At 61.2% G+C, this 26,416-nt stretch carries 23 protein-coding genes; 6 read left to right on the top strand and 17 right to left on the bottom strand.

Translation table 11 applies throughout. The annotated features are described in order from the left end of the window. Positions 1-123: 123 nt before the first annotated feature. Positions 124-405, bottom strand: coding sequence for a hypothetical protein (locus CO657_RS34155; RefSeq protein WP_128715651.1), 282 nt, complete (start codon positions 403-405; stop codon positions 124-126). Positions 406-565: 160 nt separating this feature from the next. On the opposite strand from CO657_RS34155, the gene fdhA reads away from it, so the two are divergent. Then, on the top strand, positions 566-1,756 hold the full coding sequence (fdhA, locus tag CO657_RS34150; RefSeq protein WP_054183677.1) for a formaldehyde dehydrogenase, glutathione-independent: 1,191 nt from the start codon (positions 566-568) through the stop codon (positions 1,754-1,756). A 101-nt stretch (positions 1,757-1,857) separates the two neighbouring features. Here the strand turns inward: fdhA and CO657_RS34145 are convergent, their stop codons facing one another. Next, on the bottom strand, positions 1,858-2,664 hold the full coding sequence (locus CO657_RS34145) for an ABC transporter substrate-binding protein (RefSeq protein ID WP_054183564.1): 807 nt from the start codon (positions 2,662-2,664) through the stop codon (positions 1,858-1,860). Between the two features lie 91 nt (positions 2,665-2,755). Between CO657_RS34145 and CO657_RS34140 the strand changes: the two genes are divergently transcribed. Continuing rightward, the gene (locus CO657_RS34140) at positions 2,756-5,155 is read left to right on the top strand and encodes a putative bifunctional diguanylate cyclase/phosphodiesterase (RefSeq protein ID WP_197283894.1); all 2,400 of its coding nucleotides are present in this window, start codon (positions 2,756-2,758) and stop codon (positions 5,153-5,155) included. A gap of 75 nt (positions 5,156-5,230) precedes the next feature. Continuing rightward, the gene (locus tag CO657_RS34135) at positions 5,231-5,815 is read left to right on the top strand and encodes a cysteine hydrolase family protein (protein WP_054183562.1); all 585 of its coding nucleotides are present in this window, start codon (positions 5,231-5,233) and stop codon (positions 5,813-5,815) included. 11 nt (positions 5,816-5,826) lie between these two features. Here the strand turns inward: CO657_RS34135 and CO657_RS34130 are convergent, their stop codons facing one another. Further along, the gene (locus tag CO657_RS34130; RefSeq protein WP_054183561.1) at positions 5,827-6,852 is read right to left on the bottom strand and encodes a GlxA family transcriptional regulator; all 1,026 of its coding nucleotides are present in this window, start codon (positions 6,850-6,852) and stop codon (positions 5,827-5,829) included. A gap of 159 nt (positions 6,853-7,011) precedes the next feature. On the opposite strand from CO657_RS34130, the gene CO657_RS34125 reads away from it, so the two are divergent. Continuing rightward, complete coding sequence (locus CO657_RS34125; protein WP_054183560.1) at positions 7,012-8,007, top strand: glycine betaine ABC transporter substrate-binding protein; 996 nt, start codon at positions 7,012-7,014, stop codon at positions 8,005-8,007. Between the two features lie 70 nt (positions 8,008-8,077). After that, a complete protein-coding gene (locus tag CO657_RS34120) occupies positions 8,078-10,114 on the top strand; it encodes an oxidoreductase (RefSeq protein ID WP_054183559.1) in 2,037 nt (678 codons plus the stop codon). 102 nt (positions 10,115-10,216) lie between these two features. On the opposite strand, the gene CO657_RS34115 is transcribed toward CO657_RS34120, so the two are convergent. From CO657_RS34115 to CO657_RS34085, 7 genes are all read right to left on the bottom strand, one after another. Continuing rightward, a complete protein-coding gene (locus tag CO657_RS34115; RefSeq protein WP_054183558.1) occupies positions 10,217-10,570 on the bottom strand; it encodes a cupin domain-containing protein in 354 nt (117 codons plus the stop codon). Beyond that, the gene (locus CO657_RS34110; RefSeq protein ID WP_054183557.1) at positions 10,563-11,231 is read right to left on the bottom strand and encodes a cysteine hydrolase family protein; all 669 of its coding nucleotides are present in this window, start codon (positions 11,229-11,231) and stop codon (positions 10,563-10,565) included. Before CO657_RS34110 ends, CO657_RS34115 begins: the two co-directional genes overlap by 8 nt. Next, a complete protein-coding gene (locus CO657_RS34105; protein WP_054183556.1) occupies positions 11,231-12,781 on the bottom strand; it encodes an ABC transporter ATP-binding protein in 1,551 nt (516 codons plus the stop codon). The genes CO657_RS34110 and CO657_RS34105 overlap by 1 nt, the downstream gene beginning before the upstream one ends. Next, complete coding sequence (biuH, locus tag CO657_RS34100) at positions 12,778-13,479, bottom strand: biuret amidohydrolase (protein ID WP_054183555.1); 702 nt, start codon at positions 13,477-13,479, stop codon at positions 12,778-12,780. The genes CO657_RS34105 and biuH overlap by 4 nt, the downstream gene beginning before the upstream one ends. A 178-nt stretch (positions 13,480-13,657) precedes the next feature. Beyond that, complete coding sequence (locus tag CO657_RS34095) at positions 13,658-14,584, bottom strand: ABC transporter permease (protein WP_054183554.1); 927 nt, start codon at positions 14,582-14,584, stop codon at positions 13,658-13,660. After that, positions 14,584-15,711, bottom strand: coding sequence for an ABC transporter permease (locus CO657_RS34090; protein WP_054183553.1), 1,128 nt, complete (start codon positions 15,709-15,711; stop codon positions 14,584-14,586). The genes CO657_RS34095 and CO657_RS34090 overlap by 1 nt, the downstream gene beginning before the upstream one ends. A 20-nt stretch (positions 15,712-15,731) precedes the next feature. After that, the gene (locus CO657_RS34085; RefSeq protein WP_054183552.1) at positions 15,732-16,859 is read right to left on the bottom strand and encodes a BMP family ABC transporter substrate-binding protein; all 1,128 of its coding nucleotides are present in this window, start codon (positions 16,857-16,859) and stop codon (positions 15,732-15,734) included. Positions 16,860-17,198: 339 nt separating this feature from the next. Between CO657_RS34085 and CO657_RS34075 the strand changes: the two genes are divergently transcribed. After that, on the top strand, positions 17,199-17,873 hold the full coding sequence (locus CO657_RS34075; RefSeq protein WP_054183551.1) for a GntR family transcriptional regulator: 675 nt from the start codon (positions 17,199-17,201) through the stop codon (positions 17,871-17,873). 40 nt (positions 17,874-17,913) lie between these two features. Here the strand turns inward: CO657_RS34075 and CO657_RS34070 are convergent, their stop codons facing one another. The 7 genes from CO657_RS34070 to CO657_RS34040 all read right to left on the bottom strand — a co-directional run bounded on the left by CO657_RS34070 (position 17,914) and on the right by CO657_RS34040 (position 26,415). Next, positions 17,914-18,711, bottom strand: a complete 798-nt coding sequence (locus CO657_RS34070; protein ID WP_054183550.1) for an ABC transporter ATP-binding protein — start codon at positions 18,709-18,711, stop codon at positions 17,914-17,916. An 11-nt stretch (positions 18,712-18,722) separates the two neighbouring features. Further along, positions 18,723-19,616: a nitrate ABC transporter permease gene (ntrB, locus tag CO657_RS34065; protein WP_054183549.1), complete on the bottom strand. Its 894-nt coding sequence runs from the start codon at positions 19,614-19,616 to the stop codon at positions 18,723-18,725. Positions 19,617-19,674: 58 nt separating this feature from the next. Then, positions 19,675-20,988, bottom strand: a complete 1,314-nt coding sequence (locus CO657_RS34060) for a CmpA/NrtA family ABC transporter substrate-binding protein (RefSeq protein ID WP_054183548.1) — start codon at positions 20,986-20,988, stop codon at positions 19,675-19,677. A 512-nt stretch (positions 20,989-21,500) separates the two neighbouring features. Further along, positions 21,501-22,688, bottom strand: a complete 1,188-nt coding sequence (locus CO657_RS34055) for an alpha-hydroxy acid oxidase (RefSeq protein WP_054183547.1) — start codon at positions 22,686-22,688, stop codon at positions 21,501-21,503. A gap of 198 nt (positions 22,689-22,886) precedes the next feature. Continuing rightward, complete coding sequence (locus tag CO657_RS34050; protein ID WP_054183546.1) at positions 22,887-23,798, bottom strand: ABC transporter permease; 912 nt, start codon at positions 23,796-23,798, stop codon at positions 22,887-22,889. Continuing rightward, complete coding sequence (locus CO657_RS34045; protein WP_054183545.1) at positions 23,795-24,895, bottom strand: ABC transporter permease; 1,101 nt, start codon at positions 24,893-24,895, stop codon at positions 23,795-23,797. The genes CO657_RS34050 and CO657_RS34045 overlap by 4 nt, the downstream gene beginning before the upstream one ends. Further along, a complete protein-coding gene (locus tag CO657_RS34040) occupies positions 24,895-26,415 on the bottom strand; it encodes an ABC transporter ATP-binding protein (protein ID WP_054183544.1) in 1,521 nt (506 codons plus the stop codon). The genes CO657_RS34045 and CO657_RS34040 overlap by 1 nt, the downstream gene beginning before the upstream one ends. Position 26,416 lies beyond the last annotated feature (1 nt).

Genomic DNA, 26,416 nt, shown 5'->3' with positions numbered 1-26,416 from the left:
GTCGGACAGAGGCGATCACAGCGCGACAACCGGCGGAGAAACCCTGCATCGCTCAAGTCATTTGATCGGAGAGCTGTAATTCAAACTTCTGAACCGATCCGGAAAACCGCCCTATTCCGGGGATCAACTCATATCTTCCGGCGGCAAGCTATCGCAGTTTTCCGACTGTCGTCTTTGAGTTGCGCCCATGTCGTTTTTTCGGGCGCTGTTTTCCGCCGGGCATGGTTTGTTTGTGATGTTCAAGGCGCTCGTCACTGGCGACAGAACCGTTGGAAGGCCGACCGAAGATTCCAAGATGAATCGAAAGGAGGTTCTGGAGTCCGAAACCAGCTCTTTGCGCAGCAAATCGGCGGATTGCGGCGGCGATGACGAGCGGAAACGACAGGCCAGACCCGTCGTCTTCACTCTTCCCCTCCATCCAATCTGTCCCCGCCTATTTGCGAAATTCGAATATCGCCCGATGCGGCGTTGTGAATACCGGGCTGCAGAGGAGGCAGGCCGGAGGAAAAATTGCCATCGATTGCATCGGTTGCAGATCGAGGCATTCAACGAATGGGAGGAATCCATGAGCAAGAATAGAGGCGTCGTTTATTTGAGGCCGGGCAAGGTCGAAGTTCGCGACATCGACGACCCGAAGCTGGAAGCGCCCGACGGCCGCCGCATCGAGCACGGCGTCATCCTGAAGGTGATCTCCACCAATATCTGCGGCTCCGACCAGCACATGGTCCGCGGCCGCACGACGGCAATGCCAGGCCTGGTGCTCGGTCATGAAATCACCGGCGAGATCATCGAGAAAGGCGTCGACGTCGAGATGCTCGACATCGGCGATATCGTCTCGGTGCCGTTCAATGTCGCCTGCGGCCGTTGCCGCTGCTGCAAGTCCCAGGATACCGGCGTCTGCCTGACGGTCAATCCGGCCCGCGCCGGCGGCGCTTACGGTTATGTCGACATGGGCGGCTGGATCGGCGGACAGGCGCGCTACGTCACCATTCCCTACGCCGATTTCAATCTGCTCAAAATCCCCGATCGGGACAGGGCGATGGCGAAGATCCGCGATCTCACCATGCTCTCCGATATTCTGCCCACCGGCTTCCATGGCGCGGTGCGCGCAGGCGTCGGGGTCGGATCGACCGTCTACGTCGCAGGCGCCGGCCCTGTCGGCCTTGCGGCTGCCGCTTCGGCGCGCATCCTCGGCGCCGCCGTCGTCATGATTGGTGACTTCAACAAGGATCGCCTGGCGCATGCGGCAAAGGTCGGTTTCGAACCGATCGATCTCTCCAAGAGCGACCGCCTCGGCGACATGATCGCCCAGGTCGTCGGCAGCAATGAAGTGGACAGTGCTATCGACGCGGTCGGCTTCGAGGCGCGCGGCCATTCGGGCGGCGAACAGCCGGCGATCGTGCTCAATCAGATGATGGAGATCACCCGCGCCGCAGGTTCGATCGGTATTCCGGGCCTCTACGTCACCGAGGATCCGGGCGCCGTCGACAATGCTGCCAAACACGGCAATCTGTCGCTCCGCTTCGGCCTCGGCTGGGCCAAGGCGCAGTCCTTCCACACCGGCCAGACGCCGGTGCTCAAGTATAATCGGCAGCTTATGCAGGCGATCCTGCACGACCGGCTGCCGATTGCCGATATCGTCAACGCCAAGGTCATTCCGCTCGACGAAGCTGCCGCAGGCTATGAGAGCTTCGACCACGGAGCGGCGACGAAATTCGTTCTCGATCCGCACGGCGAGGTGGCGAAAGCCGCCTAGCGCCAAAGACTGGAGACCAAACTTGCAGCGCCGCGCTTCTTTTCAGATGCGCGGCGCTGCAACATTTTGAATCTCTCACTGACTAAGAATCTATCGGCAAACTACTCGATGCTGAATGGGAAATATTTTGCGTTGATCATGTCATAGGTCCCGTCCGCCTTGATGGTCTTCAACGCTTCGTTCAAGCGCGTAAGGCGTTCTTTGTCATCCAGGCGCAGCGCGATACCGGCACCTTCACCGAAATATGTGACGTCGACCAGATCCGGTCCTTTGAACTCGCAGCAAGTTCCAGCCTTCGTATTGGCGATCCAGTCGTAAATGGCGAGTTTGTCCTCCAGGATGATATCGACGCTGCCGTCCGACAATCCCTTGTACAATTCAGGCGAAGACCGGAAGACCTTCTTTTTCATCTCCGGATAAAGATGGTTGGCGTAGGATTCCTGCGCCGTCGACGACGTTACCCCGAGGATTTTGCCGCTGAGGGCAGCGGGGCTGACATCGCTGATCGGCGAATCTTTCCGGGCGATGAATACCGACGGGCTGTTGTAGTATTTCTCCGTGAAGGCAACCTTTTGCCGCCGCTCGAGGCTCATCGACATGGACGAGATGATCGCATCGTATTTATCGGCGACGAGATTGGGGATGATATCGTCCCATTTCTCGATGATGAACTGGCATTCGAACTTGCCGACCTCGCAAAGCGCATTGGCGATATCGATGTCGAAACCCTGAAGCTTGTTGTTGGCATCGAGATAGTTGAAGGGCGGAAATGCGCCTTCGACGGCAATTCGCATCGGCATCTGATCTTGCGCGGCCGCCTGTAATGGCAAGGCTGCGGCCAAGAAGATACCCAGCCCGCCCGCCATCAGCGCTGCGCGCAACATCGTCTGAAGGGATATGCGCAGCATCGTCGGGAGCTCCTTGGGGCGTAATCGATCTCGCCCATAGTGCGCCCTAGCTTTTAATTCTACGTGAACGCTTCTTTGTTAGCGTCGACGCATGCGCCCGTGTGGTGGTGTCAGGGGTTTAGGCTTGCACATCGTTGTTCCTTCCAGCTCCAATACGTTTCAGCAATCCTGGATCGCCTCGGGAAGGATTCTCTTTCTGATCGCCGTCAGCGGGCTTGGAGCGATTGGTCTCGTCGTTTTATCGGCGCTGTGGGCAGGAACCGAAAGCGATGCCGCCGCCCTTGATCGCCAGCGCCAGCTGGTGAATGCGCGGCTGCGGGAGCAGGTCGATCAGGTCGCACATGTTATCGGCCAGTTCGGCAACGGTTATCTCACCCGCGTTTATCCTGCCGCCCGTTCAACCGGGGGCTCCTCCAGTCTCGACGCCGTCCTGACGGCAGCAGCCGGCAGTGCGATCAGCCAGACCGCAATGTCCGCTTTCGGCTACGACCAGGCTTTTGTTGTCGACGAGAAGGCCCAGCTGCTCATGCTGGCGGACGCCCAGACGGAAAAGCGTTATCGCTGGATGAAACCTCTGTTTCTGCCTCTCCTTCAAGATGCCCGCCTGGGGGTAAGACAAGGGACGGCGTCCGAACGAACGCCGGCCTCGATGGAAAGCCGCCTTGCGAGTGCCGCCGGCTCCAACCGTGCGTTGGCCAATCTGATGCGGCTGGAAGGCCGCCCGACGATCGTCGGCGTCGTCGCCATCAACGACGCCGATCGGGGTCGGCAGCAGCCGATGCGGCAGTTCCTGATTGTCGTTCGGTTTATCGATGGTGCGGCGCTCGACGAATTGAGCCGGCAACAGGGGCTCAACGGCGCGCGCTTCGCGCGCACCGCCGACGCCGACGAGAACGAGGTCGCGTTTCAGATCGACGCGACGGCAAACGGCGAACCGATCGGCTTCATCGTCTGGCGGCCCGATCTTCCGGGTTCGAGGGTCATCGGCCGTTTGATGCCGGCGCTTTCGATCGCAGCCCTGGTGATCGCGGTCCTGTTTTCGGTGCTGCTTGTGCGCCTGCGAAGCAGTCTCGGCGAATTGAAGAAAAGCGAGCTGCATGCCCGCCAGCTTGCCTTGCATGATGTGCTGACGGACCTTCCCAATCGGGCATTGTTTGCGATGCGGTTCGACGCGTGCCTGGCCGAGACCCGGAATTCGACCGAGCGCTCGGCCGTTGCGCTTCTCGACCTCGACCGCTTTAAAGCCGTGAATGACACGTTCGGCCATGCAGCCGGCGATGAACTCATCAGGATGGCTGCGGAGCGAATCCGCTCCATACTGCGTCCAGGCGACACGCTTGCCCGGCTCGGAGGCGACGAATTTGCGCTGCTTCTCCGGGACATCAAAGATTATGATCAAGTTTTGCCGGCAATCTGCGAGGCGATCGTTGCCGAACTTGGCAAGCCCTTCCCGCTTTTGCGCGGCGAGGCGGTCGCCCGCGTCGGCGGCTCGATCGGCGTCACCGTCGTGCCGGATGCCGGCCGGAATGCCGACGACATCATGCGCTATGCCGACGTCGCCCTCTACGAAGCAAAGATGGGCGGGAGAGGTCAATGGCGGGTCTATTCGCCGTCCATGGACGGCGGCAGAAACGCGCGCGACATTCTCAAGAACGAATTGCGCGAAGTTCTGGCCAAAGGCACGGCCTCATCCGCCGGTCCACGCTCGGATGCCATTGCAAACAGGCCGGACTTCGGTTCGCTCGAGGTCTATTACCAGACGGTGCACCGCGCCGAGGGCGGATATTCTGCCTCGGGCGCAGAGGCCCTGGTGCGCTGGCGTCACAGCCAGCGCGGGTTGTTGACGCCCGCCAGCTTCATCCCTGTCGCCGAGGAGGGCGGCCTCATCGACGCTCTCGGTTTCTGGGTGTTGCGCGAAGCCTGCCGAGCCGCCTGCAAATGGCCTGACGATACGTTTGTTGCCGTTAATGTGTCGCCCGCCCAGTTGCGGCGGCCGAATTTTGCCGAGGAAGTTTTCGCCGTGCTTGAAGAGAGCGGGCTGCCGCCGTCGCGGCTTGAGCTGGAGCTCACCGAATCTTCGCTGATCGAGGATAATTCCGACGTCTATTCGGTGCTGAAGTCGCTGCGCAGCCGGGGTATTCAGATTTCGCTGGATGATTTCGGAACCGGCTTTTCATGCCTTAGCCACCTGATGCGCTTCGACATCGACCGCATCAAGATCGATCGATCATTCGTCTCGCTGCTTGGCACAAAGGCAAATGGGGCAGCGATCATCGGCGCCATCGTCGCGCTCAGCCGCAACCTCGGCATCTCGACGACGGCGGAAGGGGTTGAAACAGAATATCAACGCGACTTTCTGGCCGCCCTCGGCTGCACCGACCTCCAGGGCTATTTCTTCTCCAAACCGGTTCCTCTGCGCGAACTCGACTGTTTCCGGGAACCTGAGAGCGCCGCCGGATCGCTGACGATCGCTCCAGACGCGGTCGCCTGAAAAGCTTCGGAACTTCCGCCAGCTACCGGAACTTTCGCCGCAGGCGGAGGTTGACGCCGGAGAACGGAGGATGTGATGGGCGAGATCGGCGAGTGGCGGCACCTTTGCGTCGACATGCAGCGGATGTTTGCCGAAGACACGCCGTGGCATGTGCCCTGGATGGCGCGAGTCTCGCCGCAGATCGAGGAACTCGCCGGACGGCACCCCTCCCGAACGATTTTTACCCGCTTCCTGCCGCCCGATCAAGCGGACGAGATGCCGGGGAAATGGCGGGAATATTACCGGAAATGGTGGATGATGACCGGCGAGCATCTTCCGCGCGACCTCGTCGATCTGGCCGCATCGCTGGCGTCACTGGTTCCGCCGGCAAGGCACTTCGACAAACGTACCTATTCCCCCTGGATCGACGGCCGCCTTCATCCGATCCTTCAATCGGAGCGGGTCGATACGCTTGTGATTACGGGCGGTGAAACCGATGTCTGTGTGCTTGCAACGACACTTGGCGCCATCGATCTCGGCTATCGTGTGATCGTGCTGAAGGACGCCGTCTGCAGCAGCGCCGATGACACCTATGACGCGTCGCTGGAGCTTCTGCACGATCGGTTTTCCGTCCAGCTAGAATTGATGGAGACCGAGGAATTTTTGCGGGATGTTGGCTGAAACAGCTCCCGTCAGCGCACTCCCAATTCGCGATGCGATCTGCGGAGTTTTGCAGGCGTGACGTGATAGGTGCGTCTGAACCAGTTCACCAGATGGGCGCAATCGGTAAAGCCGCATTCATAGGCGATCTGGGCGATCGACCGATCGCTGTTGAGCACCATCCACTTTGCGGCTTTCAGGCGCATCTGGCGCCAATATTCGCCGGGAGCGACCTGCAGATGTTTTTGGAAAAGCCGGGAAAGCTCCCGTTCCGATGTACCCACACTCGCCGCAATGTCGGCGAGCGAACAGAGTTCGTACATCTTCTGCCGCATCAGCCCGATCGCATTCGCCACGCGGCGATCCCCGCACTTCATGCCGAGATCGGGCTCTTCGATCGCGCCTTGCCTGTCGAAGCCGTGATCGCCGAGGAGATAGTGGAACGCCTTGTGGGCACGGGATTCCCCGCAGGCATTCGAGACCAGATACATTGCAAGCTTGATCGACGCCAATCCGCCGGGACAGGTGATGACGTTCCCGTCGACCACGACCGGCCGGTCGGTCACGGGAGTGATATCCGGAAAAGTCTGGCGAAGTAGCCCCGCCAGCGTGAAATGGACGGCGCATTTCTTCCCGGCGAGCAGGCCCGCCTCGGCCAGCACGAAACTTCCCGAACAATTGCCGGCCACCGGCACGCCGTTGCGAACGGCCGCAGTGACGAAGTCGTAGAGTTCCGGCGGGATCCTGTGGTCGGCATGGAGTATGCCTCCGTGCACGACGATGAAGTCGTAATCGCTGGGATTTCCGTATGTCCTGCCGGGTGTCAGTTCCAGGCCGCAGCTCGACCGTATCGGATCGAGATTGTGCGACAGCAGCTCCCAGTCACAATAGATCCGCCGGCTGAAATCACCTTCGTCGCCTGCAAGCCGAAGAAAATCCGTGAAGCAGGCAAGCGGCATCAGCGTGAAATTCGGTGTCGCGACGATCCCCACTCTGAGCGGAGAGGTGATCTCGGGCGGCGGTTTGCTCGGCCCCAGCTGGGAGTAGTCGCGCTGCAAACGAAGGTCCTCCGGACCATGGAAATTGTCCTAAACGTACAATACCGCGGCAACCAAGACAAATACCATCGATTTGCGTTGGGAGGCGCGGTCCGAGACTCGGAAAACCGCCATTCCCTCCCGCCAAGCAGACATGCCAAAGCGCAAAAGGGGAACATAATGAAGAATCTTCTCGCAATTTCGACGGTCGCGTTGATCGCCGGCATCGCATCCAATGCCAACGCCGCTTGCGGCACCGTCACCGTCGCCAACATGAACTGGCAAAGCGGCGAACTTCTCGCCCACGTCGACAAATTCATCCTCGAGCACGGTTTCGGCTGTCAGGTGGAGTTCGTGCCCGGCGATACCGTGCCGACGATCACCTCGATGGTGGAAAAAGGCCAGCCCGACATTGCCGGCGAGGCCTGGGTCGATCTCGTCCCTGAGATCGTCAAACGCGGCGTCGACGAGCACAGAATTGTAAATATCGGACCGGCCTTGTCCGACGGCGGCATCCAGGGTTGGTATATACCGAAATTCATCGTCGACGCTCACCCCGAGATCAAGACGGTCGATGATGCCTTCGCGCATCCGGAGCTTTTCCCGGCGCCCGAGAATACGGCGAAAGGAGCGGTCTTCAACGGCCCGACGGGTTCGGGCGGCTCGGTCGTCACTGCCCAGCTTTTCAAGGCCCATGGCGGCGAGGCCAAGGGCTTCGACCTCGTCGATCCCGGAACCCAGGCCGGTCTCGACGGCGCCATGGCGCGGGCCTATGAGCACAAGGAGGGCTGGATGGGCTATTACTGGTCGCCGACCGCCCTTCTTGGGAAATATTCCATGGTGCGTCTCGATGCCGGCGTCCCCAATGATGCGGCGGAGTGGAAGCGCTGCAACACCGTTGCCGATTGTCCCGATCCGAAGAAGAACGAGTGGCCGAAGGACCATGTCGTGACGCTGGTCTCGCAGAAACTGGCGGAAGGCGGAAATGCCGGCGTGATAGACTATCTCCGCAAGAGGTCATGGGACAATCAGACCGTCAGTTCGGTCATGTCGTGGATGACCGATACCCAGGCGGGCGGCGACGACGGCGCTGTGCACTTTTTCAAGGAGCATCCGGAGGTCTGGAAGTCGTGGCTGAGCGCCGATGTGGCGGAGAAAATCACCGCCGCCCTCTGAACGATAAACGCGCGGGCCGTCGAGGCCCGCGCATCCGCTCGGCAGACTGTGAAACCCGCCAGGATCCAAGATGACGACCTCCTTTCCGAAGACCTTCTCCGAGATCACGCTTGCTGGCCATAGGCTGCGCAACAGGATCGTGTTCGGCGCCCATACGGCAAATATGTCGGTGAATGGGCTGCCGGGCGATCAGACCACGGCCTATTATGTCGAACGGGCAATCGGCGGGGCAGCGATGATCGTCGTCGAGCCGATGCCGGTCCATCCGGCCACCGTGCTGACGCGCGGCAACTTCCGCACATCGGACGACTCCGTCATCCCGGCGTTCAAGAGGCTGACCGACAGCGTCAAGCAGCATGGGGCCGTCATCGTTCAGCAGCTCTATCATGTCGGAAGCCACGGAGACTCCGATCTTTCCTTTCATCCGCATTGGTCGCCTTCGGGAGGACCGAGCTATCATGACAGTGACGGCTCGCATGCGATGACGGAAGACGAGATCGAGGAAACCATCGACGCCTTCGTCAAGGCGGCGCTGCGCTGTCGGGCGGCAGGTTTTGACGGCGTCGAGGTCTGGGCCGCCTATGGCGGTCTTCTCGATCAGTTCTGGACACCCTTCTATAACCGCCGCGAGGATCGCTGGGGTGGAAGTCTCGAAAACAGAACGAGATTCTCCAGGGAAATCCTCAGCCGCATCCGGCACGCCTGCGGTCCTGATTTCATCATCGGGCTGACCGTCAGCGACGAGCCGGGCTGTCCGACCGCCTTGAATCGCGACCAGTTGACGGAAATCGTTGCCGGCCTCGATGAAGAGAGGCTGATCGATTACGTGACCTGCGGCTCGGGCGGATATTTCGACTATGGCAGCCTGATGCCGACCTTTCTTTATCCCGAGCGATTGGGTGTCGAGCTGTCGGCACGCCTGAAGCAGGTGGTGAGGCATGCGCTGGTCACGGCGGAAAGCCATATTCGAACACCCGAAAATGCGGAAATCACGCTCGGGGAGGGGGCGGCGGACCTAGTCTCGATCGTCCGCGGCCAGATCGCCGACCCGCATCTTGCCAACAAGGCGCGCTTGGGAACGCCCGAAGATATCCGCGGCTGTCTGTCCTGCAACCAGATGTGCTGGGGCCGCCGGTCGCGCGACTACTGGATCAGCTGTCTGATCAACCCTTCCGTCGGGCGCGAGGCGGAATGGGGCGGCGACCGGTTCGAACCTGTCGACAATCCTCAGCTCGTGCTGGTCGTCGGGGGAGGGCCGGCCGGCTTGGAAGCGGCACGCGTGGCCGCCGAACGAGGCCATCGGGTTATTCTTGCGGAAGCCTCGGATCGGCTGGGCGGCGCTTTCCGCCTTGCCGGCGAGCAGCCCCGGCGCGCGCAGATACTCGACCTCATTCGCTGGTACGAAACCCGCTTCGAAAAACTCGGCGTCGAGGTTCGTTTCAATACCTATATCGAGGGAAGCGACGTCGCCGAGATCGGCGCCGACGTGGTGATCGTGGCGACCGGATCACTGCCGCAGGAAACGGGCTTTCAGAAGGCTATGCCCGACCGGCCGTCGCTCGCCGGGATCGAGCAAGGAAATGTCTTCTCTGCAGAAAGCGTCATGGCCCGCCAGGCAAGGCTCGGCAAACGTGTTGTCGTGGTGGACGAAACCGGCGGCTGGAAAGGCTGCGGCACGGCCTGGAAGCTCGCCGAGCAGGGGCACGAAGTCGTGCTCGTCACACCCGACGCACTCATCGGAAAGGAACTGCAACGCACCTCCGCCGACGTTCCCCTGCGCCGGACGCTCAGCATGCTCGGCGTTCAATTCCGAACGGAGACCAGCATAGCGAGCTGGCAAGGCAATGCCGCAATCCTCGTCTCCCACCTGACCGGAAAGCGCGAGACGGTCGGCGCCGACAGCCTCGTCTTCTCCACCACCAATGTTGCCGCGAACTGGCTCGCCTTGGAGCTGACCGAACTCGCTATCCCCTTCGTCGAGATCGGCGATGGTGTGGCTCCAAGGCAGGCTCCCTATGCCTTCTATGAGGGACGGCGCGCCGGAATGGCGATCGGAGCCGCGGAGGACACGCGAAACGGCGCAACGGCGAAGATTTGCGCGGCATAGCCGGATTGAAGATCGTCATGCTGATCGCCAGCACGTCTGCAGAGCAACTCGCGACAGCGCCGAGTTAAAACCGCGAGGCACTCTCGAAGGTGAGGAACGGCATTATTCGATTTCGTCTTCGAGTATCTTCACCGGCCGGTCCCACTGGATGAGCACGACACAGCCGGTATCGCTCCAGACCGAATGCTCGCTGCCGGGTGAATTGACGATATAACTGCCGCTGATGTAGTCGCCCGTCTCGTCGGATTGAATACCATCGAGCACCAGGATGGTCTCTAGCCCCTCGTGGCGATGGCGGGGAACGGAGGCGCCGGGCTTATATTTCAACAGCGCCACGCCCGGCTGATCGCCCTCGAAGGGGCGGATCCAGTGAATGGTGACATTTTCGCGGAAAGGGCCGAATTCCAATTCCTTCCAGCCGCCTGACGTCAGCAGTTCGCGGGTCGTTTCAGGCATTGGCAATGCTTTCCAGAATGTCGTCGACATGGGCGGTCCAGCCGACGATAGCGCCCTGGGCGCGGATCATGGCGATGGCGGCGGCTTTGAATTCAGGGAAATAGCTTTCCGTCGCCTCCTCGGCGAGCAGGCATTCATAGCCGCGGTCGTTTGCTTCTCGCATCGTCGTCTGCACGCAGACTTCGGTGGTGACGCCGGAAAAGACGAGCTGGCTGATGCCCTTCTGCCGCAACACGGCGCCAAGCTCGGTAGCGTAGAAGGCGCCCTTGCCGGGTTTTTCGATGATGATTTCCCCTTTCACAGGAGCAAGTTCCGCAAGAATTGCCGTGCCGGGTTCGCCTGAGATCAGGATGCGGCCCATCGGGCCTTCGTCGCCGATCCTGAGCGAAGGATTGCCGCGGTCGCGTTTGGCCGGCGGCAGGTCGGACAGATCAGGCCGGTGGCACTCCATCGTATGGATCACAGGCAGGCCGGCATTGCGGAAGCCCTGGATGAGCCGTTTGACATCCGGCACGATCCTGGTGATGCGGCTGACATCGTTGCCAAGGCTGGCGCCGAAGCCGCCGGGCTCGGCAAAATCGCGCTGCATGTCGATGACGATAAGGGCGAGCTCATCGTGCCTGACCGGAAAGGCGAAAGGTTCGGCCTTGATCCCGACCATCAGTGATGCCCCGCCATGTGGGCGCCGATCACGCCGATATCGGCCGAACGCGCCGGTGTCTCGTAAACCAGCCTGCCTTCCGAAATAACCATGATGCGATCGGACATTTCGAGCAGTTCGTCGAGGTCTTCGGAGAGCAGCAGCACGGCAGCACCTGAATTGCGCGCCTTCATGATGCGGGCGCGGATCTCGGCGACGGCCGAGAAATCGAGGCCGAAACACGGGTTGGAGACGATGAGCAGATCGACATCACCCGTCAGCTCGCGGGCGAGCACCGCCCGCTGCACGTTGCCGCCTGAAAGCGCTGCGATCGGCGAGGAGGAAGAGGCGGTCCTGACCTTGAAGTCGGAGATCAGCGCCGACGCACGCTTCTTCATGCTGCCCCTGTTCAGCCAGATCGCGTCCTTGCCGTCCGGCTTCAAGTCGAAGGTGCGGAACGCAAGGTTCTCGCTCACCGTCATCTTCGGCGCGCAGGCATTCTGCAGCGGCTCCTCGGGGATGAAACGCACCTTGTTCTTGCGGGTCTCGCCGCGGGTGGCGCGGTAAGCCTGGCCATTGACCATGACCCGGCCGGTATTCGTCGGGCGCTGTCCGGAGAGAATTTCCGTCAGCTCCTTCTGGCCGTTGCCCGATATGCCGGCGATGCCGACGATCTCGCCGGAGCGCACCGTGAGCTCGTCGATTTCGATCGTTTTCAGGCCGGAACGATCCGGCGCTGTCACCCGGTTTACCGACAGCACCGGTCTTGCCACTTCCGCCACCGGCAGGCGGCTGTCGAGTTCGGCGAGCTTGACGTCGCCGATCATCATCGCCGCCATATCCGATGTGGAGAGTTCGCCGACCTTGCCGGTGCCGACCAGTTTGCCGCGCCGCAGGATCGAGACGGCATCGGCGAATTTCGTCACTTCGTGGAATTTGTGAGAAATCATCAGCACGGTGAGTTCGCCGCGCTCGGTCATCCCGCGCACGATGCCGAGCATCTCGTCTGCCTCCGCCGGCGTCAGCACCGAGGTCGGCTCATCGAGAACGAGGAAGGAGCGGCCGAGATAAAGCTGCTTGACGATTTCGAGCTTTTGCTTTTCGCCGGCGGCAAGCTGACTGACCGGCCTGTCCAGCGGGATCTTGAACGGCATGCGTTCCATGAAGGCCGCCAGATCCTTGCGCTCCCCGGCCCAGTTGATCACCGCGGGTACTTCGGCACGGCTGATGACCAGGTTTTCCGCGCCGGTCAGAGAGGGTACCAGTGTGAAATGCTGGTAGACCATGCCGAGCCCGTAGGTCGCGGCATCCTTAGGTGAGCCGATCGCCACCTCGCGGCCGTCGACCGACAGCGAGCCTGACGTGGCGTGATAGAAGCCCATGACGCATTTGACCAGCGTCGACTTGCCGGCGCCGTTTTCACCGAGAAGCGCGTGAAAAGAGCCGGCCGGAACGGCGATCGAGACGTTGTCGAGCGCGGTAAAGCTGCCGAAGCGCATGGTCATGCCGAGCGTATCGATACCGATCGCCTTGCCGGCCTTGGGAAGGGGCGTGTCGCGAACGGTGCTCATGGCAGCTGGCTCACAAAGGTTTCGGAATTGGTAACCGAGCCGAAGACGCCGCCCTGCATCTTCACCATCTTGATTGCGGCGAGGTGGTTTCCATAATCGGTCGCCCCACAGCAGTCCTCCAGCAGCAGGCATTCGTAGCCACGGTCGTTCGCTTCGCGCATCGTCGTCGAGACGCAGACATCGGTGGTGATTCCCGCGAGGATGATGTTCTCGATGCGCTTCTGGTTGAGGATGAGCTCAAGATCGGTGGCGCAGAACGAACCCTTGCCGGGCTTGTCGATGATCGTCTCGCCTTCGATCGGGTAGAGTTCGGGGATGATGTCCCAGCCGGGTTCGCCACGCGTCAGGATACGGCCGCAGGGGCCGGGATCCCCTATCCCGGCGCCGATCCGCCGCGAGCGCCAGCGTTTGTTGGCCGGCAGATCGGCGAGGTCGGGGCGATGGCCCTCGCGCGTATGGATGATGTGGTAACCCTTGGCCCGCATGGCGGCAAGCACGCGCTTCATCGGTTCGATCGGCGCCTGCACCAGCGACAGGTCGTAGCCCATATGGTCGACATAGCCGCCTTTGCCGCAGAAATCCGTCTGCATGTCGATGATGATGAGCGCGGTGTTATCAGGCCTCAGAGCGCCGTTATAGGGCCACGCATACGGATCGGCGTCGATAAAATGCCCTTTGGTTTCGACCATCGCGTCCATCATTCTCTCTCCTATTCCGCAGCAGGCTTGAGGGTTCGCCTAAGGGCGCGTCGGCTTGTCAAATCCGCAGGACATGCAGTTCCGGGACGAGCCCGACGCCGCGTTCGGATTTGTTGAGGCCGCCAAGTCCGTTCATCACAAGTCCGTTCATCACGAGTCCGTTCATCACAGGGCTCCGTTATTTCGTAAGCGACAGCGCGCCCGGCGCACCGGCAAGCGAGCGAGTGGGCGAGGAAGTGGCAACCAGGATGATCAGGGTGAGCACGTAAGGGGCAGCGTAGAAGAGGTAGTAGCCTTGTGTGACACCGACCGATTGCAGCGCCGGGCCGAGCGCGCCGGCACCGCCGAACAGCAGGGCGGCGAGGAAGCAGCCGATCGGGTTCCAGCGCGCGAAGATGACGAGGGCCACGGCCATCAGGCCCTGACCCGACGAGATGCCTTCGTTCCATGAGCCCGGATAATAGAGCGAGAGATAGGCGCCGCCGATTGCCGCCAGCGAGCCGCCCGCGGCCGTCGCCAGCAGGCGAACCCGGTCCGGGTCGATGCCCATGGCCCGGGCCGCGTCGGTGCTGTCGCCGACGACCCGCAGGATAAGGCCGATGCGCATGTTCTTGAAGGCCCAGAACAGGAAGAGAGCAAGTGCTGCGCCGATGAAGAACAGCACGTTGATATTGAGTGCCGCCTGTACCTGCGGCATGTTCGACCAGCCTCCGAGCGCGATCGAGGGCAGTTTCGGCGCCACCGGCTGGATGAAGGATTTGCCGAGGAAGAACGCCATGCCGAGACCGAATTGCATCATGGCGATGCCGATGGCGATGTCATTGACCTTGGGGAATTTGCAGATCCAGCCGTGGATGAGGCCGAAGATCGCGCCTGCCATCATCGCGGCCAGCACGCCGAAGGTCGGCGAGCCAGTGATGACGGCCACCGCATAGGCCGTCATGGCGCCGAAAACCAGCGTGCCTTCCAGGCCGAGATTGATGCGGCCGGAACGTTCGGTGATCGTCTCGCCGAGGCTGACGAAGATGAACGGGGTGGAAACGCGGATGGCGCCTGCAAAGATCGCCAGCGGCACGCCCCAGATGCCGATGCCTGTCTCTTCCATCAGAGGGTCCTTTTCCAGAGATCGGGATTGAAGATCTTGAAGCGGCCGTAGAAGGTCTCGCAGAAAAGAATGACGATGAAGAGTGTTCCCTGCAGCACCAGAACGGTCGCATCCGGCAGGCCCATGCGCCGCTGGATGAGGCCGCCCGAGGCGTCGATGCCGCCGAGCAGGATCGCCACTGGAATGATTGCAAGCGGATTGTGCCTGGCGAGGAAAGCGACGAGGATGCCGGTATAACCGTAACCTGCCGCAAGCGAGGCATTGGCACTTCCCTGCACCGCGGCCACTTCGATCATGCCCGCCAGACCGGCAAAGCTGCCGGCAAGTGCGGTAAAGCCCGCGATCAGCTTGCCGACCGGCAGCCCCTGGATCTGAGCGGCGCGCACGTTGCCGCCGGCAATGCGGGCGGCAAAACCGTAGCTCGTCGCCTCGATCACGATCCAGGAGACAATGCAGGCGAGGATGCCGATGACGAGACCCCAATGCACGTCCATGCCGGGAATATTGCCGAGCATGTATTCCGCCGGCAGCGGCCTGGTCGATGGCTTGTTGAGGCTTGCCGGATCGCGGAGCAGCCCTTCGACGAACTGGTTCATCAGGGCAATGGCGATATAGGAGAGCAGCAGCGACGAGATGGTTTCGTTGACGCCGCGGTAGTGGCGCAGGAAGCCGGCAAGGCCGATCCAGATGCCGCCGACCACCATGGCCGCCATCGCCATCAGAACCAGGGTGAGGAAGACCGGCGCCGTGCCGGCGAGCGGCAGAGCCATGGCTGCTGCAGCAACGCCGCCCAGCACGACCGCTCCTTCCCCGCCGATGATGACGAGGCCGAGACGGGCGGGCAGGGCGACGCAGAGTGCCGTCAGGAGAAGGGGTGCGGCACGGCTGAGACTGTTTTGCACCGAAAACCAGCTGGCGAAGCCGCCGGTGTACATCAGTTGGAAGAGGGTGGCCGGTGACTTGCCGACCGCCAGGATGAAGAGGGAGAAGATCGCAAGACCGATGAGGATGGCCGTAAGCCCGATGACAACAGGCTCGGCTCGCCGCGCGGTCCATTCGAGGACCGGGCGCAGCGAAGCCGGTTTTCCCACGATCGATAGTACAGGATCATTGGCCTCGATGGTCATGGCGCTTCTCCCCTCGCGGTTTACGCTGTGGACCCGACGACGCCCTCGACCAGATAATTCATGCTTTCGAGCTCGATCGCGTCTTCAGCGTAGCTCTTGTCGGCAGTCACGACGGTGTCGCCCTTGTTGTCCTTCAACGGTCCCTTGAAAACCGAGAAGCCGCCCTTCATCATGCCCGCCTGCGTGGCTTCGAAGGCCTTGCGGCCCTCCGCCGACACGCCGGGGCCGAGCGCGCTCATCTTGACGAAGCCGTCCTTCAGGCCGCCGCGCACGAAATTGCCGAGGTTTTCGCCGGCCTGCGCCTTTTTGACGAAGTCGCTGTAGACGTTACCCCAGGCCCATTCGGCGCCGGTGAGGTATTTTTCGGGAGCAAGCGGGCTCTGGTTGGCATGATAGCCGCAGACGAAGGCGCCGCGGCCCGCGGCCGTCTCGACGACCACTTTCGGGCTGTCGACGTGGCAGGTGATGACGTCGGCGCCTTGGTCGACCAAGGCGTTGGTGGCTTCGGCCTCCTTGACGGCGAGCGACCACTCGCCGGTGAAGATCACCTGGCAGGTGATCGTAGGATCGACTGTGCGCGCGCCGAGCAGGAAGGCGTTGATATTCTGCAGAACCTGCGGGATCGGCTTGGCGGCGACGAAGCCGATCTTCTTGCTCTTCGTCGCATGGCCGGCGGCGATGCCGTTCAGATACTGGCCCTGGAATATATAGCCGAAATAGGAGCCCGTATTGGCCGGATGCTTGCCTTCCTGCCAAAGGCCGCCGCAATGGCGGAACTGAACGTCGGGATGCTTGGCGGCCATGGCCAGCATGTGCGGGTCGAAATAGCCGAAAGAGGTCGGAAAGAGCAGGGTCGCACCGTCGAGATTGATCATCGACTCCATGGTCTTCTGGACATCGACGGTTTCCGGCACATTCTCTTCCTCGACCAGCGTCACGCCCGGCAGGGCCTTGACCACGGCCGCGCCTTCCGCATGTGCCTGGTTGTAGCCGTAGTCGTCCTTGGGGCCGACATAGATGAAGCCGATCGTCAGCGCGGTTTGGGCCGCTGCAGAGGAGCCGATCAGGCCCGGCATGACGCCGGCGAGCGCTCCGGCCGCGGAAGCCTGCAGGAAATTGCGGCGGTTCATGGAAAGGAGTTTGGTCATTGGAATGCTCCTTGCGGCGCTGGGCCGGTTGCGAAACAGGACAGTAAAGTGCATGCAATGCACATGCCAAAAGGCAAATTATTGTTTTCTATATATAATTTTCGAATCGACAATCTATTGCGTTTAAAGTGCACGCAGATCCATCGTAGTAACGCATAAAAAGTAATCATGCTGATTTTTGTGCCTAATTTAACTGCGGAGTCAGCGTGTCGCCAGCTACGGTAGACTGCGCCTTGCATCAGAAAGTGAAAAGCTAACAATATCTTCCCCACGCAGTTTGACTTATCGAGTGCCGAGCGGCATCTGTATGCAGAGTGTTGACGTGAGCAGATTCGTATCGTGAAGCAGGCCAGACGCAGAGAAGTCATCCGCACCGGAACCACCGTTGAACAGATGGTGAGGGCGATTTCCGACATGATCGTTACAGGCGAAATCCTGCCGGGTGGAAAGCTGGACGAGGTGTCGCTTGCTGTTCGTTTCGACGTTTCGCGCACGCCGGTCAGAGAAGCCCTGCGTGAACTCAGCGCCATGGGATTGGTCGCGCGCGAACCAAACCGCAGCGCCGTCGTCACCAATGTCACCGAGGCCTATCTGCATTCGATGTTCGAGGCGATGGCGGAACTCGAAGCAATCTGTGCCAGGCTCTCAGCCGAGCGTATGACGGTCGATGAGCGGCGGGCGCTGGAACTGGATCATCGGGGATCGGTGAGGCTCGTGCATGCCGGCGCGGAAGAGGAATATTCGGCTCACAACACCGAATTCCACACCCGGCTTTATCGCGGCGCGCATAACGATCATATCTTCGAGATGGTGACTCAGACGCGGGCGCGGCTCGCGGCTTTTCGGCGGGCGCAGTTCCGTCTGCCTGGGCGTCTGGCGAAATCCTACGAAGAGCACGGCCGGATCGTGACCGCAATCATGCGCGCGGACGCAGCCGCCGCGGGGCAGGCGGCATATTCCCACGTGGAAATTGTCAGCGATGCCAGCGCGGTATTTGCAACGGCCGAGGAATAAGCAGACCGCGACCGGTCAATCACCCCGGTTGTTTCCCGGTCTACTCCGCGGCTTCAATGAAGCGGTGGCGTTCGTAGAGGAACTTCAGCACGGCCTCCCGGCATTTGAGATATGTCCTGCTGGAGGCGAGTTCGATGCGATTGCGGGGACGGGACATGGTCACATCGAGCACTTCGCCGATGCCGGCCGCCGGGCCGTTGGTCATCATCACGATGCAGTCGGAGAGCAGCACCGCCTCATCGACGTCATGAGTGATCATCACCATCGTGTTGCCGAGCCGGGCGTGGATTTCCATCACGGCGTCCTGAAGATGGGCACGGGTCAGCGCATCCAGCGCGCCGAAAGGCTCGTCGAGCAGCAGGATTTTCGGCTCCATTGAAAGCGCGCGGGCAATGCCGACGCGCTGTTTCATGCCGCCGGAAATTTCCGAAGGCCGCTTATCCCTGGCATGCGCCATTTGCACAAGGTCGAGGTTGGCCATGACCCAGTCATGCCGCTCGGCCTTGGTCTTTGTTCGGTTGAAGAGTTTGGAAACGGCGAGATTGACGTTCTCGTAAACGGTCAGCCAGGGCAGCAGCGAGTGGTTTTGGAAAACGACGGCGCGTTCGGGACCGGGTCCGTTGACCTCGCGGTTTTCGAGGAGCACGGCGCCTGCGGAAACCGGGGTCAGGCCGGCAATCAGGTTGAGCAGGGTGGATTTGCCACAGCCCGAATGGCCGATGATCGAGACGAATTCGCCCTCTGATATCGTCAGGTTGATGTCCTTCAGGACTTCGGCGCGCACGCCGCCGCGATCGAAATGTTTGTCGATATGATCGAGCTTCAAATAGGCATTCATCGGGACGTTCCTTAGCTGGCGGTGGCGCCGCGAGTGATGAGTTTGCCGAGCGCAGCCACCAGCTTGTCGAGGGCGAAGCCGACGATGCCGATATAGGCGAGCGCGACGATGATATCCGGCAGGCGCGACGAGTTCCACGCGTCCCAGATGAAGAAGCCGATACCGACGCCGCCGGTCAGCATTTCGGCTGCGACGATGGCGAGCCAAGAGAGGCCAACGCCGATCCTGAGGCCGGTGAAGATGTAGGGGGCCGCCGAAGGGAGCATGATCTTCCAGAAAAACTCGAACTGGTTGAGCCGCAGCACTTCGGCGACGTTGCGGTAGTCCTGCGGGATATTACGTACGCCGACGGCGGTGTTGATAATCACCGGCCAGATCGAGGTGATGAAGATAACGAAGATCGCCGAAGGGTTGGAATCCTGGAAGGCTGCGAGCGACAGCGGCAGCCAGGCGAGCGGTGGAACCGTTCGCAGCACCTGGAAGATCGGATCGAGACCGCGCATTGCCCAGACCGATTGGCCGATGATCGCCCCGATGATAACCCCGGTGACGGCGGCAAGGCCAAAGCCATAGAGCACGTGTTGCAGCGAAACGAGCACGCGCCAGCCAAGCCCGATATCCTGGGAGCCGTTGTTGAAGAACGGATAGGCGATCAGGTCGTAGCTCTCCTGCCAGACCCGATGCGGCGAGGGCAGAGAGGCATCCGGCGATGAACAGAGCACCTGCCAGACGAGCAGGATGAGTACCAGCACGACGGCTGGCGGAACGACGTTGCGAAACGCGGCGCTTGCCGCACGAGCAAAATCGATCCGTGATCCGTGCTTGCCGGAAAATGGCAGGACCTTTGCCGCCGGCTTGGCAGCGGCGGCAGCGGAGGGATTTTCTTGACTTGCCAGGGCGGGCATCGACGCGCTCCTCACGGGAATGAAAGGTCGGCGCGCCCGCGGCGCGCCGGAGGCGGGATCAGGAGACGGCCTTGATCGAAAGGCTGTCGAGATAGGCGGAGGGATTTTCGGGATCGAAAACCTTGCCGTCGAAGAAGGTCTCCTTGCCGCGGGAGGACGAGGCGGGAATATCGGCTGCAGCAACGCCGAGATCCTTGGCGGCCTCGCGCCAGACGTCCTCGCGGTTCACCTGGTTGACCAGCGCCTTGATGTCGGTTGTACCAGGCAGATTTCCCCAGCGGATGTTTTCCGTCATGAACCAGGTGTCGTGACTCTTGAACGGATAGGAGGCGCCGTCTTTCCAGAACTTCATGTAGAGGTCGGTGGCCTTGGCCTCGCGGCCATTGCCATAATTGATGTCGCCTTTGAGGCGGCCGAGCACGTCCTTGGTCGGAACGTTGAACCACTGGCGCTTGCCGAGGATATCGGCCATCTCCGCTTTGTTATCCATGCTCTCGCACCACTGCTGAGCCTCCATGACAGCCATCAGCAGGGCCTTGGCGGCATTGGGATTCTTTTCGATCCATTCGGCGCGGAGCCCCAGCGCCTTTTCGGGATGCCCCTTCCAGAGCTCGCCGGTGGTCGCCGCGGTAAAGCCGATGCCCTGGTTGACGAGCTGCTCATTCCACGGCTCGCCCACACAGAAGACGTCCATGTTGCCCACCTTCATATTGGCAACCATCTGCGGCGGCGGCACGACGATTGTGGAAACGTCCTTGTTCGGGTCGATGCCGCCGGCGGCGAGCCAGTAGCGGATCCAGAGATCGTGGGTCCCACCAGGGAAGGTCATGGCAGCCTTGACCTCCTTACCTTCCGCCTTCTTTTTCTCGAAGGCGGCCTTCAGCTTGGAGGCGTCGAGCTGCACGCCGGTTTCGGCATATTCCTTGGCGACGGAAATGCCCTGGCTGTCGAGGTTGAGCCGGGCGAGGATCGACATCGGCACCGGCTTGTTGTTCTGCGTCACCTTGCCGGTATGCATGAGATAGGGCAGCGGCGAGAGGATGTGGGCACCGTCGATGCCGTTTGCTGCGCCGCCCAGCACGAGATTGTCGCGGGTCGCGCCCCAAGATGCCTGTTTGGCCACATCTGTTTCCGGAAGGCCGTGCTTGTCGAAAAAGCCCTTTTCTTTAGCGATGATCAGCGGCGCGGAATCCGTGAGCGCGATAAAGCCGAGCTTGATGCCTTTCACTTCAGGGCCCGCCCCGGCGGCAAAGGCGCCGGACGGAAAGGCAGTCTTCACGGCGCCGATGAGGGCAGCCGTTGCGGTCGTCTTGAGCATGCTGCGGCGGGTAATGCCGGTTGTCGAAATCCCAGTCGTCGAAATCTTTTTCATCTGCAGGTTCCCCTCTGCTTGCTGAATTCGGACGCAAAAAAACGCCGCCGGAATTTACGTCCAGAGATGGGAGTATCCTGGAGTGCAAAGACCTTGCGACGTCGGTGTCTGTGTAGGCGCTGAATGCCGCGCCTATCCGCGCCGGTCGCCGTTGACCGATGCGCCTTAGAACCTGCAATCAGCGTGCCAATCCTGAAAGCGGCCGATAACTGCCTGAATCAACAGGAGATACTTCGCAATTCCACAGTTGATTATATTTTAGGCATCTATACTAAATGATGATGCATTAGGCGATTGCTGCTATGCTCGCAGTCATGAATGCGCCTGTTTGTGCAGTGCACACGCGCCGTTTCGGTCGCCTGGCCGGGACCATCAAGCCGAAATTATCGCTCCAGTCATAGGTCTTTGCCGAAAAGGGCCGAGAGGCTTTAGCAAAAGATGCCGATGCTACGCCCGCTGCCAGATGGTTCGCGAGGACGATCCGCGCCGGCGAGAGATCACGGCTTATCTCGTCAAGCCGGAACGAGGTGGCCGCGTGAAATTTGCTCGATCGTTGTAACGCCAAGCAGGGCCATATTGCTATGGAGCTCAGATTTTAGGATGTCTGCCGCCCTCAATACGCCAGGCAGACCGGCAACGGCCGCCGCATAAAGGAACGGCCGCCCGACAAACACGAAACGTGCCCCCAGCGCCAAAGCCTTGATAATATCGGTTCCGCGGCGAAAGCCGCCATCGATCATGATGGGGATCCTGTCGCCCAGGCGTTCCACGATCTCGGGAAGCGCCGCGAGCGGAGAGATGGCGCCATCGAGCTGACGGCCACCGTGATTGGAGACGATTACCCCGTCAGCCCCTGTCTCGGCAGCACGCGCCGCATCGTCCGGATGAAGAATGCCCTTGACGATCAGCTTGCCGTTCCAGCGGTTGCGGATGCGCTCGAGATGGCTCCAGTTCAGATGGTCTCTTCGGCCAAAGTCCCGCGTAACGTTCGAGGCGATGATGGGTGCGCCTCGGGTTGCGTAGGAGTTTTCGAAATGCGGGATGCCGTGGCGGGCGATCGTGCGCAAAAATGTCCCGATGGTCCATTGCGGGTGCGAAACACCCTGCCAGGCCAAAGCAAGGCTGGGCCGCAGAGGCGTCGAGAAGCCCGCCCGGATATTGTTTTCCCGGTTCGGGAGCGTGGCCGTATCGACGGTCAGCAACAAGGTGCCAAAGCCTGCCGCAGCAACGCGGTCCACCAACGCATCGATGCGTTCGGGCTCTCCGGGCAGGTAGGCTTGGAACCAGGTCGCGGGCGCGGCGGCAACAACCTCTTCGAGCCGGATGAGCGAGGATCCGCTCATGATCATCGGAATGCCGACCTGCGCTGCGCCGGCGGCAAGAACAATGTCGCCGCGATAGGCCATGAGCGCGCTGATCCCCATTGGGGCGATACCGAATGGGGCGGTATAGGTCTGACCGAATAAGGTCGTTTCGGTACTTCGCTTCGATACGTCCTGGAGAATACGCGGCCGAAACGCATAGGCCTGAAAGGCGTCGAGATTATTTCGCAGCGATGCGTTGGTTTCGCTTCCACCGGAAATATAGCCGTAGAGCGGCTTTGGCAGGTGCCGTTTTGCCTTTGGCTCAAAGTCATCGAGGCAGAGCATAGCCTGCGCCAGTCGGGCCGACCGACGGGTGTCAAGGCTGCTTATTTTCATGGCTTACTCCGTTGGATTACAGACGAATTTGCTTCCTTGGAGAAGGCGGTGAATGCGATTGCATCCACCGATACCGACTGCCAGCCTCCCCGCAGCTTCATCTTCGCTTGCTTCGAATGCTTCCTTGCGACCCTTCCGAATGGACGGAAGTATCAAGGTAATCAGCATACCGGCGGTAATCAACAGACCGCACGATGTCTATCGCTCGAATGGTTCACCGAGCGACGCAACACCGTTCAGTTTCAGCAGGCGACGGTCGGCGGAGATGATGCCGAGCACGATGATCGTGACGAGATAGGGCAGGCTTGACAATAGCTGCGAGGGAACATCCAGTCCGGTTGCTTGGGCCGCAAGACCCATCAGCGAGACTGCGCCGAAAAGACAGGCGCCAAGGAAGATGCGACCGGTGAGCCAGGTCCCGAAGACGACGAGGGCGATGGCGATCCAGCCGCGTCCGGCGATCATCCCGTCAGCCCAGAGTGGTGTGTAGACGACCGCCGCATAGGCGCCGGCGAAACCTGCCATCGCGCCACCGAAGGCGATGGCGAGGATACGGACCGATATCACCGAATAGCCGATGGCGTGGGCGGCCTTCGGGTTCTCGCCGACGGCGCGGACGATGAGACCAAGCTTGGTGTAGGCAAGTATGGCCCAAAGAGCCAGCGTCGCGGCGAGCGAAATCCACACGACGATGTCCTGGACGAAAAGGCCGCCGATGACAGGCAGTTCCGACAGCGCTGGAAGAGCAAGCTTTGGAAGACCCTTGACCGTCAGGCTTTCATAGGTCTTGCCGAAGAGGGCCGAAAGGCCTTGGCCAAGAATGCCGATGGCAAGGCCGGCAGCCACCTGGTTTGCCCGGAACCCGAGCGTGACGAAGGCAAAGAGCAGTGAAAGGGCGGCGCTGCCGAGCCCTGCGACGATGAAGCCGAGAAAATGTCCGCCGCCATGATAAACGACGATGAAGGCGAGCACGGCGCCAAGGGCCATCAATCCCTCGACCCCGAGGTTGAGAACACCGGCGCGCTCGGCCACCAATTCGCCGAGTGCCGCCAGAAGAAACGGTGTCGCAGCCGCAAGCATGCCGGCAAGAATGAACTCGATGGCGTTCATGGCAGGCTCCGCTGGGCCGTGCGGCGCCATTCAAGACGATAGCGCACGAAGGCGACGGCGATGAGGTAGGCGAGCAGCAGACTACCCTGGAAGACGCGGACGGCGGCGATCGGCAGGCTGGCCGAGACCATGGCATTGTCGCCGCCGATATAGATAACCGCCATGACCAGCGCCGAGGCCACGATCCCGATTGGATGCAGGCCGCCGAGATAGGCGACGATGATGGCCGCATAACCATAGCCGCTCGCGACCGAACGCTGCAGCTGGCCGAGCGGACCGGCCACTTCGGCAGCACCTGCAAGACCGGCAGCAAAACCGCCGATCAGCAGCGAAAGCCAGATCGCCCAACCTTCCCTGAAGCCGGCGTAGCCGGCAGCGCGCGGCGCCAGACCACCGACCTGCAGCTTGTAGCCGATGAAGCTCTTCTGCATGAAGACCCAGGCGGCAACCGACAAAACGAGGGTGATGAGGAAAGAGACGTTGACGCGAGTCCCGGCAATCAGGGTCGGCACCATCGCATCGTACTGGAACATCACCGACTGCGGGAAATTGAAGCCGTTCGGATCCTTCCAGGGGCCGAGCAGCAGATAGTTCAACAATTGCGCGGCAACGAGGCTCAGCATCAGCGAAACGAGGATCTCATTGGCGTTGAGGCGAACGCGCCAGAAAGCAGTGAGAGACGCCCAAATCGTGCCGCCGATGGCGCCAAGCAGCAGCATCGCCGGCCAGATCCACTGGCCCGTCGCCTGGGGAAACCAGACTGGAATGGCGGAAGCGAAGATCGCCCCAAGGATAAACTGGCCTTCGGCGCCGATATTGAAAACCTTGGCGCGAAAGCCGATTGCCAGCCCCTGGGCGATGAGGAGGAGGGGCCCAGCCTTTAACAGCACCTCCGAAAATGAAGCCCAGGAGAGGAAGGGTTCGAAAAGCATCGCATAGACGACCGCGACGGGGTCGCGACCCATCAAGACGTAAAGGCCGAGATTAAGTGCGATCGCGCCCCCGAGCGCGATGACGGGTGCGCAGAGGGCGGCGGCCAGCGAGGCGCGCTCCCGGCGGACCAGGGTGGGAAGGGAAGCAGGAAACCAGACGCTCATTATTGAACTTTCTCGGGCGAGGCATGGGCCCCGATCATGTATCGGCCGATCTCCTCAGGCTTGGTGTCCCGCGTTGCAAGCGGCGGGCTGAGCCGGCCGTGATGCAGCACCTGGATGCAATCGCAGAGTTCGAACAGTTCTTCCAGCTCCTCGGAAATGACGAGGATCGCCATGCCCTGATTGCGCAATGCGACCAGGCGGCTGCGGATAGCAGAGGCAGCGCCGACATCGACGCCCCAGGTCGGCTGCGCCACGAAAAGCAATTTCGGAGACAGCATGATTTCGCGGCCGACGATGAACTTCTGCAGGTTGCCGCCGGACAGGGTGCCGGCTTCCGCATCCGGGCCGGATGTGCGGACATCATACTGATGGATACAATCCTTGGTGAACGTCATCGCCCGTGCCCTTTCGATGAGACCACGCCGTAAAAGCTTGAGCGGATGGGCCGTCAGCAGGCTGTTGAGGACGAGCGACATTTCGGGCACGGCGCCGCGTCCGAGCCGGTCTTCCGGAACGAAGGCAAATCCGAGCTGCCGCCGCGCGGCGGCATCGAGCCTGCCGACATCCGTTCCCATCATGTAGATCCGGTCGCGTTGTTCGCGCCCCAGCATGGTCTCGCCCGAAATCAGCGCCGCAAGCTCACTTTGGCCGTTGCCCGAAACACCGGCGATCCCGAGAATTTCGCCGGCACGTACCGCAAGGCTGAGGCCGGAGAGCGGCACCGCAAAGGGATCGTCGGGCTGGTGGTCCAAACCGATGATCTCCAGCCGCTTTTCCCCGCCAGACAGCGGCAGCGCCGAGATGGGTGCGGGCATATCGCGGCCGATCATCATCCGGGCAAGGTCATGAGCATCATGCTCGCGCGGATCGACATCCCCGGTCACGCGCCCGCCGCGCAGGATTGTCGCGCGGTCACAAATCGCCCGAATTTCTTCGAGCTTGTGGGAAATCAGCAGGATGGAAACGCCGCCGTCGCGCAGCCGAAGCAGGGTGTCGAAGAGCTTCTCCACCATTTGCGGCGGCAGGACGGAGGTGGGCTCGTCGAGGATCAGCAGCTTCGGATTGGTCATCAGGCTGCGGATGATCTCCACCCGTTGCCGCTCGCCGACGGACAGCGAATGCACATGGGCGAGCGGATCGACCTCGAGGCCGAACTCCCGTCCAAGCGTCCGGATACGTTCCTTGAGATCAGCTTTGCGACCCGGCACCACCAGCCGAATATTCTCGATGACCGTCAAGGTCTCGAACAACGAAAAATGCTGGAAGACCATGCCGATGCCCTTGCGCCTCGCCTCCGCCGGGGAGGCGAGGCGCAAGGGAGTGCCTTGCCAGACGATATCTCCGTCGTCTGGCTGCTCGACGCCGTAGATCAGCTTCATCAGCGTCGATTTTCCCGCCCCGTTTTCTCCGAGGATCGCATGGATCGATTGCGGAGCCACGTCCAGATCGATTGCCTGATTGGCGTGGATCTGGCCGTAGCTTTTCGAAATGCCGCGCAGCGACAGGAGCGGGGTGGTCATG

It is taken from the genome of Rhizobium acidisoli (assembly GCF_002531755.2).
GTDB classification, from domain to species: domain Bacteria; phylum Pseudomonadota; class Alphaproteobacteria; order Rhizobiales; family Rhizobiaceae; genus Rhizobium; species Rhizobium acidisoli.
Note: the sequence above shows the minus strand (reverse complement) of the source record. Positions and strands in the feature narration are given on the sequence as shown.